Annotated in this window: 16 protein-coding genes; 8 read left to right on the forward strand and 8 right to left on the reverse strand. The window is 69.9% G+C overall.

Annotation, left to right across the window (positions count from 1 at the left end; genetic code table 11):
* Positions 1-7 precede the first annotated feature (7 nt).
* The 3 genes from HV826_RS10940 to HV826_RS10950 all read right to left on the reverse strand — a co-directional run bounded on the left by HV826_RS10940 (position 8) and on the right by HV826_RS10950 (position 3,666).
* Positions 8-1,084 carry a cytochrome-c peroxidase gene (locus HV826_RS10940; RefSeq protein ID WP_176416948.1) on the reverse strand — a complete coding sequence of 359 codons (1,077 nt, stop codon included), beginning with the start codon at positions 1,082-1,084 and terminating at the stop codon, positions 8-10.
* Positions 1,081-2,172: an MbnP family protein gene (locus tag HV826_RS10945; RefSeq protein ID WP_255207655.1), complete on the reverse strand. Its 1,092-nt coding sequence runs from the start codon at positions 2,170-2,172 to the stop codon at positions 1,081-1,083. Before HV826_RS10945 ends, HV826_RS10940 begins: the two co-directional genes overlap by 4 nt.
* A 99-nt stretch (positions 2,173-2,271) precedes the next feature.
* Positions 2,272-3,666: a chloride channel protein gene (locus tag HV826_RS10950; RefSeq protein ID WP_176416949.1), complete on the reverse strand. Its 1,395-nt coding sequence runs from the start codon at positions 3,664-3,666 to the stop codon at positions 2,272-2,274.
* Positions 3,667-3,796: 130 nt separating this feature from the next.
* Here HV826_RS10950 and HV826_RS10955 point away from each other — a divergent pair, with 130 nt between their 5' ends.
* The 8 genes from HV826_RS10955 to HV826_RS10990 all read left to right on the forward strand — a co-directional run bounded on the left by HV826_RS10955 (position 3,797) and on the right by HV826_RS10990 (position 13,475).
* Positions 3,797-6,250: a heavy metal translocating P-type ATPase gene (locus HV826_RS10955; protein ID WP_255217147.1), complete on the forward strand. Its 2,454-nt coding sequence runs from the start codon at positions 3,797-3,799 to the stop codon at positions 6,248-6,250.
* 120 nt (positions 6,251-6,370) lie between these two features.
* Positions 6,371-6,784, forward strand: coding sequence for a four-helix bundle copper-binding protein (locus tag HV826_RS10960; RefSeq protein ID WP_176416951.1), 414 nt, complete (start codon positions 6,371-6,373; stop codon positions 6,782-6,784).
* A gap of 88 nt (positions 6,785-6,872) precedes the next feature.
* Complete coding sequence (locus tag HV826_RS10965; RefSeq protein WP_176416952.1) at positions 6,873-7,964, forward strand: aromatic ring-hydroxylating dioxygenase subunit alpha; 1,092 nt, start codon at positions 6,873-6,875, stop codon at positions 7,962-7,964.
* A 152-nt stretch (positions 7,965-8,116) separates the two neighbouring features.
* Entirely contained in the window at positions 8,117-8,998 is an 882-nt protein-coding gene (locus tag HV826_RS10970) for a hypothetical protein (RefSeq protein ID WP_176416953.1), read from the forward strand.
* A gap of 358 nt (positions 8,999-9,356) precedes the next feature.
* Positions 9,357-9,890, forward strand: coding sequence for a hypothetical protein (locus HV826_RS10975; RefSeq protein ID WP_176416954.1), 534 nt, complete (start codon positions 9,357-9,359; stop codon positions 9,888-9,890).
* Positions 9,891-9,899: 9 nt separating this feature from the next.
* Positions 9,900-10,916 (forward strand): hypothetical protein, encoded by a 1,017-nt coding sequence (locus HV826_RS10980; protein WP_176416955.1) that lies wholly within the window; start codon positions 9,900-9,902, stop codon positions 10,914-10,916.
* Position 10,917: 1 nt separating this feature from the next.
* Positions 10,918-12,231, forward strand: coding sequence for a Dyp-type peroxidase (locus HV826_RS10985; protein ID WP_176416956.1), 1,314 nt, complete (start codon positions 10,918-10,920; stop codon positions 12,229-12,231).
* A complete protein-coding gene (locus HV826_RS10990) occupies positions 12,228-13,475 on the forward strand; it encodes an NAD(P)/FAD-dependent oxidoreductase (RefSeq protein ID WP_176416957.1) in 1,248 nt (415 codons plus the stop codon). The genes HV826_RS10985 and HV826_RS10990 overlap by 4 nt, the downstream gene beginning before the upstream one ends.
* A 34-nt stretch (positions 13,476-13,509) precedes the next feature.
* Here HV826_RS10990 and HV826_RS10995 read toward each other — a convergent pair whose 3' ends face one another.
* The 5 genes from HV826_RS10995 to HV826_RS11015 all read right to left on the reverse strand — a co-directional run bounded on the left by HV826_RS10995 (position 13,510) and on the right by HV826_RS11015 (position 20,460).
* Complete coding sequence (locus HV826_RS10995; RefSeq protein ID WP_255207657.1) at positions 13,510-16,659, reverse strand: efflux RND transporter permease subunit; 3,150 nt, start codon at positions 16,657-16,659, stop codon at positions 13,510-13,512.
* A complete protein-coding gene (locus HV826_RS11000; RefSeq protein ID WP_176416958.1) occupies positions 16,649-17,848 on the reverse strand; it encodes an efflux RND transporter periplasmic adaptor subunit in 1,200 nt (399 codons plus the stop codon). The genes HV826_RS10995 and HV826_RS11000 overlap by 11 nt, the downstream gene beginning before the upstream one ends.
* Entirely contained in the window at positions 17,845-19,107 is a 1,263-nt protein-coding gene (locus HV826_RS11005; protein ID WP_176416959.1) for a TolC family protein, read from the reverse strand. Before HV826_RS11005 ends, HV826_RS11000 begins: the two co-directional genes overlap by 4 nt.
* Positions 19,108-19,216: 109 nt before the next feature.
* On the reverse strand, positions 19,217-19,531 hold the full coding sequence (locus tag HV826_RS11010; RefSeq protein WP_176416960.1) for a hypothetical protein: 315 nt from the start codon (positions 19,529-19,531) through the stop codon (positions 19,217-19,219).
* Between the two features lie 89 nt (positions 19,532-19,620).
* Positions 19,621-20,460, reverse strand: a complete 840-nt coding sequence (locus tag HV826_RS11015; RefSeq protein WP_176416961.1) for an N-acetylmuramoyl-L-alanine amidase — start codon at positions 20,458-20,460, stop codon at positions 19,621-19,623.
* Positions 20,461-20,491 lie beyond the last annotated feature (31 nt).

A 20,491-nucleotide genomic window follows, 5' to 3' on the forward strand; every position in this document is an offset into this window, starting at 1 on the left:
GAGGTGCTCACGGTGGGGGTGCCAGGTCCCTCGTGGTGAGGAACGGTTCGTCTGTCAGGGCGTGGAGGAAGGCGAGGATGGCGTCTTTCTCCGCGTCATCCAGCGACAGCCCAGGAGACGGGCCTTCGCGCTGGAACGCGGCGTCGAGCGTGGTGGAGGCCACCATGCCGCCGCGGTAGTGCTCCAGGACGTCCTCCAGGGTCGCGAGCCGTCCGTCATGCATGTAGGGCGCGGTGACGGCCACGTTGCGAAGGGTGGGCGTCTTGAAGCGCCCCGCGTCCTCGGGGCGCTGCGTGACGCGTCCCCTGCCTCGCGACTCCGCCTCGCCTTCACCAAAGGCAGCATCCGGGTCCAACCCGTTGTTGTGGTAGGCGTTGTCGGTGAAGAGCTCCGTGGCGTGGCACGTCGCGCAGTGCCGTTGGACGAGCGCCAGCCCGTGCTGCTCCTGGGGCCTCAGGTCCGCTCCCGGTTCGCCCCGGCGCCACCTGTCATAGCGGGAGTCCGCGGAGACGAGCGTCCGTTGGAATTGCGCCAGGGCGCGCAGCAGGTTGCTCAGGGTGAGGCTGTCTGGGCCGAAGGCGCGCTCGAAGCGCTCGACAACCTCCGGCTCCGCGGCCAGCCGCGCCATCATGGACGGGAGCTGGTCGTTGCCCATCTCATCTGGGTGCGTGAGCGGCGCCAGCGACAGGGACTCCAGGTTCTTCGCGCCACCATCCCAGAAGAGTCCCTCCATCCACGCCAGGTTGATGAGCGCGGGGGCGTGTCGCACCAAGGGACGCCCGCTGACGCCGCGCCGGGTGAGCGCCGCGTCGTCCGCGAAGGCCCTCACCTGGGCATGGCAGGTGGCGCAGGACACCTGGCCATTGGAGGACAGCCGCGGCGAGTGGAACAACCAACGGCCCAGGGCGATGCCCTCGGGCATGAGCGGGTTGTCCGGGGGAGAGGGGATGACGGTCATCCCCACGGGGAGGTGCCGCGGGAAGGGGCCCTCCTCGACTGGTGGTGGGACCCCCTCTCCACACGCGCCCAGGAGGAGCAGGGCCAGCAACGGCGCGGCCAGGCCCCAAGGCGCGGCGGGGTTCATCGGTCGGAGTTCTCCACCGACACCAGGGAGAACATGCCGGCGAAGTTGTCGGACAGCGTGGCGCTCTCGGCGCTCTGCGTGGCGCCAATGCTGGGCGTGGTGCGCGGGCTGAGCGCCGTGAACAGGGTCTCCACGTTGGCTTGCACGTTCACCGCCAGGTGCTTCTGGGCGTTGACGGTGACGGGCGTGGGGAACGGGAGCTCCACCGTGCGGTAGTTGGCGTTGGTGCCGGTGTCCCAGGTGAAGACGCCCTGCGTGCCCTGGGCCGTCAGGTAGGTGCCGTGCGTCTTGGTGAAGATGTAGCTGGTGAACCACATCCAGCTCACGGAGGCCATGTTCTGGAGGACATGCAGCTCGCCCGAATGACGGCTCAGGTCATCGTTGAAGGAAGGGTCCACGCCGATGCTGAACCGGATTCCGGTGTAGGTGCCCGCGGGGACCGCGCGGGCCTGGACGCGCTCGCGGCGGTTGGCGGGAAGCGTCACGGGGTTCGAGGTGCCTTCCAGCTCCTGCGCGTTGATGACCTCCATGAGGTGGTAGCTGTCGGCCAGCGCCGCCGTGGTGCCGCCCTGCTTGAGCAGCGTCACGTTGGAGAGCCAGTAGCGCACCTGGGAGAAGGTGACGGTGTCTCCGCCCGCGGTGGAGTACGCCTGGTCCAGGGCGAATGGCGTGGTGCCGAAGACGAAGGCCGCGTTCAGCTCCAGGCTGCCTTCCATGGCGGCCAACTGGGCCCGGAGGTCTGCAAGCTCCGCGCGCACCTGGGTGAGCTGTTGATAGACGCCCTCCCAGTCCTGGGATGCCAGCAGCGCCCGGGCCTCGTCGAGCTGCTGGGAGATGTCAGCCAGCTCCGCCTGTGTTTCTTCCGCGTCCTGCTGCTGCTGTGCGAGCTGGGCTTCGAGCCGGGTGACCTCCGCTTCGAGCTCCGTGACTTGCTGCGCGAGTTGTCGGCGTTGGTCCTCCGCGGCCTGGAGTTGCTCAGTGGTGGCGCCGTCATCACCGCAGGCGGGCAGCGCCAGGAGTGCCACGGTGGTCAGGGCCAGCATCCGGCCCAGGCTGGGAAGCGAAGCAATGGAGGCGTGCTTTTTCATGGCACGGCACTGTGCCTGGAGCACGACCGGGCGGAGCTGTGGCGTTTTGTCGCGCGGCATCATGTCGCCGGGGGGCGTGCGCCCCTGGCGTACACCCACTCAAGTCTCCGCGACAGGCTCCGCCACCGCCTCTACGCGGCGCTGCTCGTTGTAGACGGACAGCCGCAGCGTCAGCACATACGTGACGCAGCAGGCGAGGACGGCGGGCGGTCCATACGCGGAGCCGAACACCTCCAGCACCAGCGCGATGGCCGCCAGCGGCACGCCCACCACGGCGACCAGCGCGGAGGCGATGCCCACCACCACGAACACCGTCACGTCCGCGGGCCCCGTGCCCGTCACCGACGCGAGGAGCTGCGCGGTGGCCGCGCCCGACACGCCGCCCAGCACCATGGACGGGATGAGCATGCCCGCCGAGCCACCCGACTGCACCGTGAAGCTGGTCGTGAGCAGCTTTCCACCCACGACGAGCAGCAGGTACCACCACAGCGACAGGGGCCCTGGCGTGCCCGCGAACAGCTGGGCGATGGTGTACTCGCCCATGCCCAGCACGTGCCGGAAGTCCATGCCCACGCCGTAGTAGAGCCCTCCGGACACCAGGACGGTGCACAGCGCGCCCATGGCGCCGCGCAGCACGGGGCTGGCGCGCTCCACCACCTGGCGCGTGTGCTTCATCGACAGGCCGAACAGCAGCGCGATGGGCGCGGACACCGCCACGGCCACCAGCGCGGTGAGTCCGTACTCCGCCAGCGTGTACGTGTGCGCGTGCGGCGGCGCCACGAAGATGGGCTTGAAGCCGAGGAAGCGGTTGTTGAGCGCGTACGCGATGATTCCCGCCAGCAGGCAGTACGCCAGCTTCCGGTAGACGATGCGGTTGCCGTAGACGACCTCCAGCGCGAAGAGCGCGGCGGCGAACGGCGCGTTGAGCAGCGTCCCCACCGCCGCGGTGATGCCCGCGAGCTGACAGGTGCGCAGCGTGTGCTCGGAGCGGGCGCGGGTGAGGCGGGCCACGCCCGCGCCCAGCGACTCGCCCACCAGCACCACCGGACCCTCCAGCCCGCCCGACGCGCCGGTGCCCAACGTCAGCAGTGTGGCCACCGCCTTGCGCAGGGCCAGCCGGATGGCGGGCAGCGAGTAGCGCGGGCGCGGGTCGTCCGCCGGGTCCTCGTAGGTGATGTGGTAGTTGTGGAGCGCGACGTTCACCCCGTCCGAGGCCACGTCGCTCCAGCCGGGCCGCCGGTTGAGCAGGCCGCGCAGCAGCCCGCCCAGCAGCAGCACACCCGCGAGCACCAGCGGCGCCCACCAGAGGCTCCGCCCCGACGCGAAGGCCAGCAGCCTGTCACTGGTGGCGTGGACGCCATACCGCAGCGCCGAGCACACGCCCCAGATGAGCACCGTGCTCAGCACCACCCGGCCCACCGTGCGGAGCACCGTGTCCCAGGAGTCGTGAAGGGCTCGCTGTTCCTCATCCAGGGGTTCGCGACGACCTGCCATGGGCGGGAGGCTACGTTGTTTGAGAGCAAAGTAAATGTCCGTGGCCAGAGGAGCGCTTACCTCTGGAGGGACGCCCTGTAAGAGCCGGCCGGGTGCTTCGTTGGCCTGGGCGAAAGGAGCTTCAAAGCCCATGTCCCAACCCCACACGCCTCCTCCCTCTCCGGCCGGGGAGCCGCCCGCCATCGACCCCGTCTGCGGCATGAAGGTCGACCCGAGCGCCCCGAAGGGCGGCCACCTGGAGCACGCCGGGCTGACCTACGCCTTCTGCAATCCCCGGTGCCGGGAGCGGTTTCGCGCGGACCCGGAGCGCTACCTCTCATCCGCGGAGACCGCGCCGGAACCGCCCCCCTCGCCGGGTGCCATGTACGTCTGCCCCATGGACCCGGAGGTCCGTCAGTCGCATCCCGGCGCCTGCCCCAAGTGCGGCATGGCGCTGGAGCCCGAGTCGCTCCCCGTCCAGGCGTCCCGCGTGGAGTACGTGTGCCCCATGCACCCGGAGGTGGTGAAGGACGGCCCGGGGAGCTGCCCCAAGTGCGGCATGGCGCTGGAGCCGCGCACGGTGCTGGCGGAGGAGCCGCCGGACCCCGAGCTGCAATCCATGCGGCTGCGCTTCCGCGTGGGGCTGGTGCTCACGGTGCCGCTGCTCGTGCTGGCCATGTCGGACATGCTTCCCGGGCAGCCCGTGCAACACGCGGTGTCCGCGGGCGTGCTGGCCTGGGCGCAGCTCGTGCTGGCCACGCCCGTGGTGCTCTGGGTGGGCTGGCCCTTCTTCCAGCGCGGCTGGGCGTCGGTGCGCAACCGGCACCTCAACATGTTCACCCTCATCGCCCTGGGGACGGGCGCGGCGTATCTGTTCAGCGTCTTCGCCACGCTGTTGCCGCGGGCCCTGCCACAGGGGCTGCGCACGGGGCACGGCGGCTCCGCGCCCCTCTACTTCGAGGCCGCCGCCGTCATCGTCACCCTGGTCGCGCTGGGGCAGGTGCTGGAGCTGCGCGCCCGGCACGCGACCTCCGGGGCGCTGCGGGCGCTGCTGAGCCTGGCGCCGCCGGTGGCGCGGCGAATCGAAGCGGGCGGGCACGAGGAGGACGTGCCGCTCGCGAGCGTCCAGCCAGGGGACTCGCTGCGCGTGCGCCCCGGTGAGAAGGTGCCCGTGGACGGCGTGGTGCTCCAGGGCACCAGCGCGGTGGACGAGTCCATGGTGACGGGCGAGTCGCTGCCCGTGGAGAAGGGCCCGGGCGCGCAGGTGACGGGCGGCACGGTGAATGGCACGGGCTCCCTGGTGATGCGCGCCGAGCGCGTGGGCCAGGACACGCTGCTCTCCCGCATCGTCCAGCGGGTGAGCGAGGCGCAGCGCACCCGCGCGCCGATTCAGCGGCTCGCCGACAAGGTGGCGGCCGTCTTCGTGCCAGTGGTCATCGCGGTGGCGGTGGTGACGGCGGGCGTGTGGGCCCTCTGGGGCCCCGAGCCCCGGTTGGCGCACGCGGTGGTCAACGCGGTGGCGGTGCTCATCATCGCCTGCCCCTGCGCGCTGGGGCTGGCCACGCCCATGTCCGTCATGGTGGGCACCGGGCGCGGCGCCCAGGCGGGCGTCCTCATCCGCGACGCGGCGGCGCTGGAGCGGCTGGAGGCGGTGGACACGCTGGTGGTGGACAAGACGGGCACGCTCACCGAGGGCAAGCCGCGCCTCGTGACGGTGGTGCCCGCGCCGGGCTTCGAGGAGGCGCGGCTGCTGCGGCTGGCCGCGAGCCTGGAGCGTGGCAGTGAGCACCCGCTGGCCGCGGCCATCGTCGCGGGCGCGAGGGAGCGCGGCGTGACGCTGGCGCCCGTGGAGGACTTCCGCTCGCTCACGGGCAAGGGCGTCGTGGGCAGGGTGGAGGGCGCCGAGGTGGCCCTGGGCAACGCGGCCCTGACGGACGCGCTCCAGGTGCATGGGGGGGACCTGACCGCCCGCGCAGAGGCGCTGCGGGCCGACGGCCAGACGGTGCTGGTGGCGGTGGAGGGGAAGGCCGCGGGGCTGCTCGGTGTGGAGGACCCGGTGAAGTCCTCCACGCCGGAGGCCCTGGCGTTGCTGCGCGAGGAAGGGCTGCGCGTGGTGATGCTCACGGGCGACAGCCAGACGACGGCGGACGCGGTGGCGCGGCGGCTGGGCATCACCGAGGTCATCGCCGGGGTGCTGCCGGAGGCGAAGGGCGACGCCGTCCGGAAGCTCCAGCAGGAGGGGCGGGTGGTGGCCATGGCGGGGGACGGCGTCAACGACGCGCCCGCGCTGGCGCAGGCGGACGTGGGCATCGCCATGGGCACCGGGACGGACATCGCGATGGAGAGCGCGGCCGTGACGTTGGTGAAGGGGGACCTGCGGGCCATCGCCCGGGCACGCCGCTTGAGCCAGGGCACGCTGCGCAACATCCGGCAGAACCTCTTCTTCGCCTTCGTCTACAACGCCGTGGGTGTGCCGGTGGCGGCGGGCGTGCTGTACCCCGTCTTCGGGCTGCTCCTCAGCCCCATCTTCGCCAGCGCCGCGATGAGCCTCTCGTCGGTGTCCGTCATCGGCAACGCGCTCCGGCTGCGGAAGCTGAAGCTGTAGGCCCCGCTGCGTGGGCGGCCGCCTGTGGGCCGGGCGGCGGCCCGCCAGGGCCCACCGGCGCGGCGCGGGGGTGTCCACCCTTGAACTCGAACGTACCGGACCCTGGGAGAGGTGGACACCATGGCCTCAGCCGAAGTGATGAACGCCGACAGCGACCTGCGCCAGTGCATCGAGGATTGCCTGGCCTGTCACCGCGTCTGCATGGAGACGCTGACGTATTGTCTGGGAAAGGGCGGCAAGCATGCGGAGGCCAGCCACCTGCGCTTGCTGATGGACTGCGCGGAAATCTGCCAGACGAGCGCGAACTTCATGCTGCGGGGCTCGGAGCTGCACAGCCGCACCTGTTTCGCCTGTTCGGAGGTCTGTGGGCGCTGCGAGGAGTCCTGCGCGCGCATGGGCGAGGACGTGGTGATGAAGGCCTGCGCGGATATGTGCAACCAGTGCTCGGAGTCGTGCTGGAGGATGGGCGGCGGTGTCATGCCGCAGACGCCCAACCCGGAGGCCGCCCAGCGCGCCGCCGACCTCCCCGCGTGAGGTGTTCGCCCAGAAGAGTCCAGGCAAGCCGGAACGGCCCTGTCGCGGAGTCCTTCACTCGCCGTCGAGGCCGACTAGAGTGCGCTCCATGAGCTCTCGCGAGGAGGGGCGCACCTCCGGTACGCCCGCTGGACATATCTCCGTCGTCCACCTGCCCAACGCCTGGTTCATCCTCTGCGCTTCGCGTGAGCTGGGAGACAAGCCCCTGGCGCGCACGCTCCAGGGCTCACCCCTGGTGCTCTTCCGGGGCGAGGGCGGCAAGCCCGCGGCCCTGGTGGACCGCTGCCCGCACCGCAACGTGCCGCTGTCGCTGGGCCGGGTGAAGGAAGGCCAGCTCCAGTGCGGCTATCACGGCTGGCGCTTCGACGGCGCGGGGCAGTGCCGCGCCATCCCTGGCTTCCTGGGCGAGCCCGGCGCGCGCGCCCGCTGCGCCACGGCGCACGCCACGCGCGAGCAGGATGGCTTCGTCTGGGTCTACTCCACGCCAGGCGTCGAGCCCACCACGGAGCCCTACCGCTTCCCCCTGCTGGAGGCGCGTGAATACTCCACCGTGCGCCGCGCGCTGCGGGCCCCTGGCTCGCTGCACTCCACGCTGGAGAACACGCTGGACGTGCCCCACACCGCGTACCTCCATGGCGGGCTGTTCCGCACCGAGGAGAAGCGGAACGAAATCGACGTGGTGGTGCGCCGGAGCGCGGACAAGGTGGAGGCGGAATACATCGGCGAGCCGCGTCCCAGCGGGCTCGTGGGCCGGCTGCTCGCGCCGGGGGGCGGGACGGTGCAGCACTTCGACCGCTTCCTGATGCCCTCCATCGCCCAGGTGGAGTACCGCATCGGTGACACCAGCCACATCATGGTGACCTCCGCGATGACGCCCGTGTCGGACTGGGACACGCTGGTGTACGCGGTGGTGACGTTCCGTCTGCCGTTGCCCCGCTGGTTGGTGCGCGCGGCGCTCCCGCTCATCATGCCCGTGGCGCTCCACATCTTCGGGCAGGACGCGCGCATCCTCCGACAGCAGACGGAGACCATCCGCCGCTTCGGAACGGAGGCCTATGCCTCCACCGAAATCGACGTGCTCGGGCCCGGCATCCTCCGCCTGCTGCGCGCCGCCGAGCGTGAGAAGCCCGGCGCCGTGGGGGACGCGGTGCATGAAACACGGCTGAAGATGCGGACCTGAGAGGCATTGCGACGCGGCGTGTCGTGAGACGCGGTGGAGACACCGGGTCTCACGACACCTGGGTCAGCTCCATGTGTTTGAAGGGAGCCATGGGCTGAAACACGCGCACGCTGTTAGCGTGGCGTCCCCTCGCAATCCCCCCGGAGTCCCCCATGCGGTTTCCCGTTCGCGCGGCGCTGGCAGGCGCTGCGCTGCTGTTCGCGCCTCAGGCGCTGGCCACCAACTACTCCCTGTGGATTCACGGGAAGAACTCCGGAGGCACGAAGCCGGGCAACTACGCCGACTTCTCCGCCTGGGGCCCCGCGTCCACGGCGGCCGGGGTGAACAAGAAGGCCGTCAACTGGGATGGGCGGCAGCGGATTGGCGGGCAGAACGCGCGCATCCGGGATGCGCTCGACTGCTACTGCACCGGAAACAACTGGTGCTACATCGCCGTGCACAGCGCGGGGAACCTCCAGATTGGCTACGCGCTGGCGCTGTATGGCGGCTCGGCGCGCTACAAGAAGAACGCGACGCCCAACTCCAGCGGTGTGTGTGGAAACACCGACGGGAAGACGCAGACGGGCTGGAACATCAAGTGGGTGAACGTGGCGTCGGGCGCCGGCGGTGGGAGCGAGCTGGCGGACATGGGGGAGTGGGCGGTGAAGGACCCCATCGTCGGCGACCTCGTGACGACCACCGCGCGCGCCATGTACAACCACAACACCACGCGCGGCATCCGCTTCAACATGTTCGCGGGCGCCAAGGGCAAGGTGTACTCGGGGCTCCTCCCGGGCCAGGACGACGACGCGGTGTCCTACCACTCCACGGGTGGCGTGTCGGGCAGCGCGGGTGGGGCCTACTGCAACACGTCCGACTGGTTCTGCAATGACTTGACGCTGGGCTCCAACGCCTGTGAGGGCGGCCGGGCCAAGTGGACCAACCACTTCGTGAAGTTCCGCGACGACGGCGAGTCCCACGGCCACGGCGCCAACGGGAAGTGGGAGGGCATCGTCGGCAAGGTGCGCGCCGACATGGTCACCAACGCGAAGTAGGCGCAAGCCCGCAGGCCGCCCTGTGTCTGGACAGGGCGGCGGCTCTCCTCCATGCGGATCGCTTCAGAGCTCCGCTGGCGTCTGCGTCCGTGCCGCCTTCCGAGCGGCCGGCGGCTGTGCCCCTACGCGCGAAGGCAGCGAGCGCCAGCCGGGAGAAGTGGGGACGAGCCCTCCCATCATTACACGGTGGCCAGAAGGCTCATGACGCCGGACCAGACATGTCTTCGCGGCCCTGCGTTCCGAGATGACGGGAGAGCGTGTGCTCGTTTGCTGGTGTCTACGTGCTTGCAGGTCCTGCTCCCCACCACAAGCTTGAGGGAGACGAACAGAGGAAGCCTCGCGATGGAGAGCAAGCCCGATGGAGATCAAGCCCCAGGCCATGAGCATTCCCCGGTCGACTGATCACCTCGAAAGGGGGAAGTACGGCCCGATTTTCCCGAAGACCCCCGCATGTTATGGCTTCACGATCATCGCCAACGTCAAGCCGGGACGTGCCGATGTCATTCGCGGCTACGGCCAGCGAATTGCCGAAGCGCTCAAGGCCAACCCCGACCTTCTCGCACCGCTCAAGCTCCACTACCTCCGTTGGGTGCTCTTCGATGACGACACCCGGTTCATGTACCAGGGCATCTTCGATACCGATTTCGACAAATACACCGAGGACGCGGTCGTGCTCTTCACTCAGTCCGGAATCAACACCGCCTTCGAAAACCTCGAGGGTTTTCCCATGGACTGGAAGACCAACACGCCTGCGTTCGTCAGGTTCATCCGCGACCACCAATGCAACAGCTTCCTCGAGTACGGCGAGTACCCGTACTTCACGGGCGATGAGATCAAGAAGGCTTTGAGGGTCAAGGCCGCGCTCGCCGAGATGCTCGAGCAGATGCAGTAGAGGCCTGTCATGAGCGAAACGTCGGGGCGGACGTACAATCAGGACCACGCGCCGAGAAAATACATGAGGGGGCATCGGCGAGTCAGCGTCTACACGTCTTGGAGCTATCCCGGAGAAGCCAATCGAAGCCCTGCCGAAATGGACAATCGGTTCTCGACAATGACCGAGGTTCGCCGAGTCTTCTGGCCCGACTACGAGTCCCGGCAATGGGCAGACCCGCTGAGGTTCCAGCAAGGAGTCGCTGGCTCACTGGAGCTTTTCTTCTGGGCGTGGGTGAAGTTCCAACGGGTCATCGAGGAGGTCACCGGGCACGGGGTCCCCATGTTTCAGCGGGTCGACCAGGCGGGCTTCTCCCTGCCACTCGACGAGAGGGTCCTCTCCGATGCGGACACGCTGCTCGTCTTCGGTCTGGACCACAACGTCACCGGGCAGGAGGCCGCTCCGGAGGAGATAGAAGCGGTCCGCACATTCCTCGAGCGCGAAGGCACCTGTTTGGTGATTGCCCCACACCACGACATCGGGCACTCACCGGACCTGGAGGAGCGCGCCCTGGAATACGCCCATCATGGCGATGCGCTGGTGCCTCGTCAGCAACGCTTCGGCGGTTATACGCGCTCGTTGATGAAGGGGTTGGGAATCCCCGTCGAGAATCGTTGGGGTCTCCGCCCTGCCGTCGTCGAAGGAACGAACCGAAGCGTGCCATTGACGGTGATGGACGACCTGGATACGCGCGGCTGGCTCTCCGGGGTCCAGAACTTCAACTTCCACATGCACCTGCCGCACTATGCGGTCACGACGGAGGACTCCCGTTCGGTTCGCGTCCTGGCGAAACAGCCGATAGACCTGACCAGGCCACATCCATTCACGAACGCTGGAAACTCCGAGTTCAATGCGCTGGTGTGGGCGCCGCCGGGTGACGGCAGGGCCGGCGATGTGCTGGTGGCCGACTCCACCATCTTCAGCACCTTGTTCGGGGTGGACGAGAGCCTCATGCGCTTCTGGAAGAACCTCGCCACGGCCCATTGAGATGCTCGAACTGGACGACATCCAGAGCGGCGTGCTGCGGCCCCGTCCTTCTCCGTACGTCGCGACCTACATCATCCTTCGCATCGACGACCGAAGCGCAGGACGGGAGTTGATGGGGCGGCTCTGCTCGGTGGTGGCCACGGCCGCCCATCCGAGCAGCCCGGCCGCCGATTGCTGGCTCAGCGTCGCGCTCACGTATCACGGGCTCGAGGCGCTGGGCGTACCACAGGACTCTCTGGACAGCTTCGCGTGGGAGTTCCGGCAGGGGCTGGCCGCCCGGGCGAAGGCGTTGGGAGACGACGGCGAGAGCAGCCCTGAACACTGGGAGCCGCCGCTGGGAACGCGCGATGTCCACGTCGTGCTGACGGCTCTTGCGCCGGACCCGGTTCAACTCGAAGCCGCGTTGGAGCGCGCGCGCGAGGCCCTGCGGGAGCTTGGCGGCATCGAGGCGATCTGGCGTCAGGACTGCCACGCACTGAGCACCGGCAAGGAGCCGTTCGGGTTCAGGGACGGCATCAGTCATCCGGCCGTCGAGGGTAGTGGCATCCCAGGAAGCAATCCCCACGAGGCGCCGCTCAAGGCAGGCGAATTCGTCCTCGGCTACCCCGACGAGACGGGCAGTCTATCCCCGATGCCCTGGCCTGACGTCCTGGGGCGCAATGGGACGTACGTCGCCTTCCGCAAGCTTCATCAGCGGGTGGCCGCGTTCAGACAGCATCTGAAGACCACCGCGAGCAGTCAGCAGGACGAGGAGCTCGTGGCTGCGAAGATGATGGGGCGGTGGCGGAGCGGCGCGCCGCTGGCGTTGTGCCCTCACCACGACGCTCCCGACCTGGGCGCCGATTCGTCGCGCAACAACGCCTTCCTCTATTCAGATGACCCGACCGGATACAAGACGCCCCCCGGGTCGCACGTCCGGCGAGCGAACCCCCGCGACGCGTCCGTCGCCGGCGTGGTCAGGCTCCATCGGATGATTCGGCGCGGAACCGCCTACGGGTCCGAACTGCCCGAGGGCATCCTCGAGGACGATGGCGCCGAGCGAGGGTTGATGTTTGCCTTCATCGGTGCGCACCTCGGACGGCAGTTCGAGTTCGTGCAATCGGAGTGGGTCAACGGTGGTGACTTTCTCGGGCTGGGCGATGCGAAGGACCCCCTTGCCGGCGCGAATGATGGCACGGGCGTGTTCTCAATCCCGAAGCGTCCCATCCCCAGGCGTTTGCAAGGCCTTCCGCGATTCGTGGTCACGCGTGGCGGCGAGTACTGCTTCATGCCCGGGCTGCGAGCCCTGCGGTGGCTGGCGGACCTCCGGACATGAGCGGCTCGGAGCGCAGGGACGTCGTGGTCATCGGTGCCGGCCCCGCGGGACTGCTCGCAGCGCTCCGCGCCGGCGACCTGGGCGTCCGAACCGCCCTCGTCACACGTGACGCGTTCGGCGGCATGGCGGCCCACGACGGACCGGTTCCGGTGAGGACGCTGGCGCAGGCGGCACGGTTGCTCCGCGACGCTCGGGAGCTGGGGCGCTATGGCATCGGGGTGTCGGAGCCTGTGCTGGAGTACGCGAAGCTGCTGACGCGCGTGCGCGAGGTGACCGACGACGTTCGTGCGCGAGCTGCCCTGCGCGAACAAATCACCGCGGTGGGGGTCACCGTGCACGAGCACGCCGGCGCGGCGCGCTTCGTGGACCCGCACACCGTCGAGACCCAGCGCGGGCTGTTGCTTCGAGCGGAGAAGTTCATCCTCTGCTCTGGCGGCGTGAGCCGGCGCCTCCCGGTCCCGGGATTCGAGCTCACGGCGACCCACAGCGATGCGTGGAGCCTGACCTCCGTTCCGCCGACGATGGTGGTCGTCGGCGGTGGCGCCACAGGCGTGCAGGTCGCGTCGATCTTCACTGCGTTCGGCACGCGGGTGCAGCTCATCCAGGAGGCAGCGCGCATCCTGCCGAGCTGGACGGCCGACACCTCCGCGCTCAACCTGGCGTCCGCGGGTGTAGAGACCGACTCGCGAGGCTTCGTGCGCGTCGGCGCTCATCTGCGAACCTCCGCGCCGCACATCTTCGCCGCCGGAGACGTGACTGGGCGCTGGATGCTGGTTCCCCACGCGTTACAGGACGGGTTTGTCGCAGGCTCCAACGCAGCGAGAACTCCAATGACGACAGTCTCGGACGAGGTGTGTCCGATCGGCAGCTTCACCAATCCCGAGTACGCGCAGGCGGGCCTCACCGAAGCGAAGGCGCGTCAAACGCACGACGTTGTCGTGGCACTGGTGCGCTTCGACACGACGACGCGGACCATCATCGATGGAAGAACGACCGGGTTCTGCAAACTCGTCGTCGACCGTGCTTCGCGGAAAATCCTCGGTTGCCACGTCGTGGGTGAGCGAGCGGTCGACCTGGTCCAGACCGCGGCGATCGCCATCGCGGCGGGGATGCGAGTGGATGAGTTGGCTCGCGTCCCGCTCTCGTTTCCCACCTATACCGGCGTATTGGGGCGTGTGGCAGCCATCGCTGCCCGCGAGTGCCAGGTCGACGTGGACCGAGTTCGCCTCGCAGAGCTTCTCTGACGTATTTGAAACAGCGCCCCCCCTTCGCGTCGCCTCAGGGCCCCGCTGGCGCCTGCGTCCGAGCCGCCTTCCGCGCCGCCAGCCGCTGCGTCACGCGCGCCTGCCACCCGTGCACGAAGGCATAGAAGGTGGGCAGCACCAGCAGGGTGAACAGCGTGGAGGTGACGAGCCCGCCCACCATGACGACGGCCAAAGGGCGTTCCACCTCCGTGCCGTGCAGTGGCAGCACCAGCAGCGGCAGCAGGCCCAGGATGGCGGTGCCCGCCGTCATCAGCTTGGGGCGGACGCGGCCGATGCTCGCCTCCCGAATGGCCTCCTCGAAGGGCTTGCCGTGCTGCATGAACAGCTTCGTCTGCGCCACCAGCACCAGGCCATTCTGGACGGCAATGCCAAACAGTCCGATGAGGCCCACCAGGCTGGACACGTTCCACGTCTCCCCGGCGATGAGCAGCGCGAGGATGCCTCCGACGAAGGCGTCCGGCAGCGTGGCGATGATGACCAGTGACTCCGCCAGCGAGCCCAGCGCCAGGTACAGTAGGATGAACACCGCGAGCAGGGCCACCGCGATGGCGACCGTCATCGCCTGCGCGGCGCGCTGCTGGCTCTCCACCCGGCCGCCCACGTCCAGGAAGTAGCCGGTGGGCAGCTTCAGTTCCGCCGCCAGCCGCTCGCGCACCTCGGCCGCCGTGCTGCCCAAATCCCGACCCGCGACGCTGGCCTCCACGGCGATGCGCCGGCTGCCCGCCTCGCGGCGGATGCTGCCCGCGCCGAACGTCTCCTCGATGGTGGCCAACTGGCTCAACGGGATGCGCGTGCCGTCATGTCCGTCCACCAGCAGGCCCCGGATGGCGGTGGCGTCTCCCCGGCGGTGGTCCGCCAGCCGCAGCAGCAAGTCATAGCGGCGCTGGCCCTTCCACACCTGGGCGAACTCCTTGCCCACCAATCCCACCTGCACGGCGTGGATGACGTCTCCGGGTGTCAGGCCCACGCGGGCCACCGCGGCGCGATTCACGGTGACGCGGAGCTGGGGCAGGCCGGTCAGCTTCTCCGCCCGCAGGTCCTCCACGCCCTCCACCTTCGCCATGATGGCGTGCGCCCGCTCCGCCAGCCCGGCCAGCGTCTCCAGCTCCGGCCCGAAGATGCGCACGGAGAGGTCCGCCGGGCTGCCGCCGAGCCCTTCATCGATGCGCATGCCCAGCGGCGTGGTGAACAGCGTCGACACTCCTGGGACCTGTCCCACCGCCTCGCGCATCGCGGCCTCCAGGTCCTCCATCGAGCGCCCTCGCTCCGGCTTGAGGACGACGAGCACGTCCGACAGTGTGTGCGGCATCGGGTCCTCGGTGCGCTCGGCGCGGCCCGTGCGGCGCACCACGTCCTCCACCTCCGGGAACTTCAGCAGCGCGTCCTCCACCAGGTGGTTGAGCCGGTCCACCTCCTCCAGCGAGGCCTCCGGCGGCAGCACCGTCTGGAGCAGCAGCGCGCCTTCATCCAGCTTCGGCATGAAGTCGCTGCCCACCACGAAGGCCAGCGACAGCGCGGGCACGGTGATGGCCAGGGCCACCAGCCGCACCAGCCCCGCGTGGCGCATGCACGCCTCCAGCAGGGGCGCGTAGACGTGCTTCACCTTGCGGATGAGCCACACGTCCTCGGGCTGTCCTTCGCGGGGCGCGCGCAGGAAGAGCCCGGACGCCACCGGCACCAGCGTGAGGGCCAGCCCCAGCGACGCCGTCAGGCAGGCCACCACGGCCGCGGCGAGCGGCTGGTACATGCGCCCCTCGATGCCCGTCATGGCGAACAAGGGGATGAACACGGACACGACGATGAGCGTGGCGAAGGCGATGGGCCGGGCCATCTCCATGGACGCCGCCAGCGCCACGTCACGACGGGAGCGCTGGCCCTTCGCTTCCCGCAGGCCGTGGACGATGTTCTCCGTGACGATGATGGCCGCGTCCACCAGCAGGCCCACGGCGATGGCCAGTCCGCCCAGCGTCATCGTGTTGATGCCGATGTTCGCGACCTTCAGCAGCACGCCCGCCAGCGCCAGGGACAGGGGCAGGGTGAGCGTGACGATGAGCGCCGCGCGCCAGTCCCCCAGGAGGAGGAAGAGGACGAGCACCACCAGCACCGCGCCCAGCAGGATGGCTCGGCTGACGCCGCCCAGCGCGGAGTCCACCAGCACTGACTGGTCATACACGATGCGGAGCTGCACTCCGGGCGGCAGGCCCTGTCGCAGCTCCTGGATGGCGACGCGGATGCCCGCTGTCACCCGCTGCGTGTCCGCGCCGAACTGCTTGATGACCCGGCAGCTCACGACCTCGCCCTTCAGCCGGTGGGCGATGCCCCGGCGCACGGCGGGCGCCTCGCGGATGTCGGCCACGTCGCCCAGCAGCACGGGCGTGCTGTCGCGCACGGCGACCACGGTGTCGCGCAGGTCCTCCACCGACTCCGCGCGCCCCACCGCGCGCACCGTCCACTCCATGGGGCCCTGCACCACGAAGCCGCCCGAGGCGTTGAGGTTGGCGCCCTCCAGCGCGTGCTCCACCTGGTTCAGGGTGATGCCACGCGCCACCATCTGGTCCGGGTCGAGCTGCACCTGGAACTGGCGCAGGTAACCGCCCAGTCGCTCCACGCCGGCGACGCCGGGCACGGCGAGCAGCCGGTTCTTCACCTCGAACTCGGCCAAATCCCGCAACGTCATCAGCTCCGCCGCGCCGGGCTCCGCTTCCAGGGTGAACTCGAACACCTCGTTGAGCCGCCCGGTGAGGCTGGAGATCAGCGGCGCGTCCGTGCCAGGTGGAAGCTCGCTCTGCGCCTGGGCCACGCGCTCGACGACGTACTGCCGGCTGCGGAAGTAGTCGGCGTCTGGTTCGAACTCCACCGTGAGCTGGGTGACGCCCAGCTGCGAGGTGGAGCGGATGCGGCGCACCTCGGGCAGGCCCGCGAGCGCCACCTCCATGGGGATGGCCACGGCCGTCTCCAGCTCCTGCGCGCCCATCGCCGGGTTCTGGACGATGACGTTGAAGATGGGCGCGGACAGGTCCGGGAACACGTCCCGCGTCAGCCCCTGGAGCGCCACCGCGCCGAAGGCGGAGAGCGCCAGGGCCAGCAACACGGTGAGGCCGGGCCGCGCGAAGGAGGCCCGCAGGACGCGGTTCATCAGGGAGTCGGGGGCCTCAGTGCGCATGGCCGTCACTCCCTCCGCCGCTCAGCTTCTCCGCCTCCGCCTTGAGCAGGAACGCGCCCTCCACCACCACCTGCTCTCCGGGCTTCAGTCCGGTGAGGACCTCCACGTCGCCGCCCAGCGTGCGGCCCCGGCCCACCTCGCGGCGCTCGAAGACGCCGCGCGCCTCCGTGGGCAGGAAGGCCACCCAGCCGCCCTCCAGCCGCTGGAGCGCCGCGGCGGGCACGGCGGTGATGGGCGCGCCCGGGTCTCCCAGGGGGATGTAGGCCGACGCGGACATGCCGGGCCGCAGGTGCCCGTCGGCGTTGTCCAGCTCCAGCCGCACGGGGATGGTGCGTGACGTCGCGTCCACGCGCTGCCCCACGTGGCCCACCTTCGCCATGAACTCCTGGCCCGGGAAGGCCGCGAAGGTGATGCGGGCCTGCGTGCCACGCTGGATGCGCACGGCGTCCCGCTCGAAGGCGTGCACCACCAGCCACAGCGAGGACACATCCCCAATGCAGAAGAGCGGCCGGTTGGGGTCCGCCATCTGCCCCAGCCGCGCGGTGCGCTCGACGACGGTGCCGGACAGGGGCGCGCGCAGGACGAAGCCCGGGGGGACGTTTCCACCCCGCGGCTCCGCTTCACTCACGCCCAGCGCCACCAGCTCCGCGCGCGCGGCGGCGACCGAGGCCTCGGCGGCGGCGGCCTCCGCTTCGGCGGCCTGTACGTCCTTGCGCGCGATGATGCGCTCGTCGGCGAGCGTGCGCTTGCGCTCGGCGGCCTGCCTCGCGGCGGTGGCCTGGGCCTGGGCCGCTTGCAGCGACGCGCGCGCCTTGCCCAGCTCGGGGCTGCGCAGGTCCGCGAGCTTCTCGCCCTGCTTCACCTCCTGGCCGGTGGTGACGAAGACGGCGCTCACGCGGGCGGCGATGGGGGAGGCCACCTCCGCGTAGGCGTCCTCGCTGAAGGTGAGCTCTCCCAGGACGGTGACACTCTCGCCGCCCGGCCGCACACCCACGGGCGCGGTGGTGATGCGCAAGTCCCTCAACATCTCCGACGCGATGCGGACGTGGGGCTCGCCATGGTCGTCATGCTGGTCACCTTCCTGGGCGGCGTGCTCGTCCTGTCCGTGCGCGTGCTCGTCATGCGGCGTCTCGCGCTTGCAGGCGGTGAGCAGGAGGAGGGCGGCCACCGCGGCGTGGAGGGGCTTCATGGAAGGGCTCCGGTCTCCACGGCCAGCTGGACGCGGGCGAGGGCTGCCTGGAGGAGACTGTCGAGATAGGCGGCACGCGCTTCCAGCGTGTCGCGGCGAACGAGGAGGAATTCGACAAGGCCCATCTCTCCGGCTTCGTAGGACCGGCGAGCGAGACCTTCGTTGTCGTTGAGCAGCGGCAGGGCGTCGGCTTCCAGCAGCGTCACGGCCTCCAGCCGCTTGCGGTGCTGCACGCGCGCGGCCTCCACCTGGACTTCCACTTCCGACCGGGCCGCGGCCAGCAGGGACTGGAGCCGGCGCACGCGGGCCTCGCCCGTCACCCGGGCGCTGTCGCCTCGGGCGAAGAGCGGCAGCGGCACGCTCAACGTGCCGAGGTAGGAGACCTCATCAATCTCCCGCTGGTACAGGAACCCCGCGGTGACGTCCGGCCAGGCGCCGGCCCGGCCCATGCGGCGGTCGGCGTCCGCCTGCGCCAGCTCCGCCTCCAGCGCGACGATGTCGGGCCGCGCGGCGACAGTGTCTGTCCTGGCCTCCGTGACAGGCTGGAGCGCGAGCAATCGCAGCTCACCGCGGAGGGCCAGCGGGTGCGTGAGCGGAAGGCCCAACATCGCGCGCAGTTGGTGGAGCTGGACGGCCGCGTCCCCCTCCGCGGTGGCCACCTCCGCGCGCATGCGGGCCAGGGACACGCGCGCCACGTTGACGTCCACCACGGGCACATCACCGGCCTCGAAGCGCCGCTGGGCGGAGCTCGCGGTCTCCCGGGCGGCGGCCTCGGCTTCTCGCGCGAGGCCCAGCCGCTCCCGCGCATGCAGCGCCTGGAGGAAGCGCGCGGCGACGTCGCCCAGCACCCGGCGCTCGGCGTCGCGCTGGTGGGCCGTCTCCAGCTCCAGCCCGGCGCGCGCTGACTCCCGGCGGGCGCCGCGCTTTCCGCCCAGCTCGAAGGACTGGCTGATGCCCACGCTCAAGTCCACCCCTCGTACCGCGGGGTGTCCAGGCGAGCCTGGGTCGGCGCGCGGTCCCGCCTGAAGCTGGAAGGTGGGGTTGTCGTTCAGCAGCGACGCGGCGGCCGTCACGGGGCCCTGGGCCTCGGCGGCGCGGCCCGCGGCATCCAGCAGCGCGGGCGCGCGCTGGCGGGCCAGGGCCAGGGTTTCTTCAAGAGACAGCGCGGCGTCGGCGGAGCCCGGCTGGGCCGCGGCGACACGCGGGAGGAGGAGTGCGGCGGCGAGCCCGAAGGCTGCCACCGCGAGTGGAAGGGGCACGGCGATGACCTCGCGAAAGGGAGGCGTGCGTCAGGTGGAGCGTGCCCCGCGATGACACACGGGCACACCTGTCCTGGCGGACGCGAGCGAACGAGACGGCGGACGCGACCTACGCGAGGGGCGCTATGGGGACGTGGAGGATGTCGCCCACGTCGGCGGACAGCGGTTCGGACTTCTCGTAGGCGACGCGCAAGGGCCGTGACACGAGCAGCACGAAGGGAGGCTGCGGGGCATGCGCGGCCACGGAGCGCACGTGGCCACAGCAGGTGCAGTCGATGCAGTCCGGGGCGCACTGCCCCTGGTCATCATCGTCCGGGCAGCGCTGCGTGCAGACCTCGCCCACCGCGCCAGTGAGGGTGGGCATCAAGCCCCCCAGGCCCGGGGCGAACAGGAACAGGCAGACGAGGAGCCAGATTCGGAGCACGCTGGCGGCCTTCTACCACGTTTCCAAACGCAATGCGTGTGAGGGACTCACACGGAGTGAGTCTCCTCGCCCGCTGGGGAAGGCAACTGTCAGGAGATGCCCTGGCGCAGCCGGTTCCAGTCGAAGTTGGGCGCCGGGTCGTTCTTGCGGCCCTTGGGCACCGCCACGTCGGCGTGACCCACGATGTTCTTCATCGGGATGTTGTGCTGCTGCTTCAGGTAGCCGGTGAGTTGGGTGAGCGACTTGTACTGCGCCTCGGTGAAGGGCGTCTTGCCGCTGCCGTCGTTGACGAGCTCGATGCCAATGGAGCGACTGTTGATGTCCGAGGGCACGCCGTGCAGCTCTCCCTTGCCCGCGTGCCAGGCGCGCTTGTCGTCGCCGACGAGCTGATAAATCTTTCCGTCGCGGTCCACCATGTAGTGCGCGGACACCTTGCTCTGTGGATTGCGCATCCACGCCAGGTCCCCCGCGCCGTTGTTGGTCGCGGTGTGGTGCATGACGATGGTGTCAATCTTCGTCCCGCCGCGCGAGTTCTGGTTCGGCGAGGGCGCGTTGATGACCGCGGGCTTGGTGAACTTGCCGCCTGGCGTGGTGGGCGTGGTGGGGCCGCTGGTGCCCAGCGCCTTCTTCAGCGCCGCGTGCGTGAGGTCGCCGTAGAAGCCGGTGGTGGGCAGCTTGTGGTCCGCCTGGAACTTCTTCACCGCCGCTTCCGTCTGCGGGCCGAAGGTGCCGGGACCGGTGGTCACCTGGGCCTTCGTCATGTAGCCCACCTTCACGAGCGCATCCTGCAGCTGCTTCACCTTGGGCCCGGAGTCGCCCTTGCGCAGGCCCGCGGGCGGCGCGGAGACCGTGGCGGCGGCGGCGGTGCGGGGGGCCTGCGCCTGAGTGGCGCGAAACACAGAGGAGAGCGGGGGCAGGCGAAGGCTCATGAGGGCTTCCGGGGGGAGGGCTGCGTGAATC

The organism is Myxococcus sp. AM010, from assembly GCF_013372585.1.
GTDB lineage: Bacteria > Myxococcota > Myxococcia > Myxococcales > Myxococcaceae > Myxococcus > Myxococcus vastator.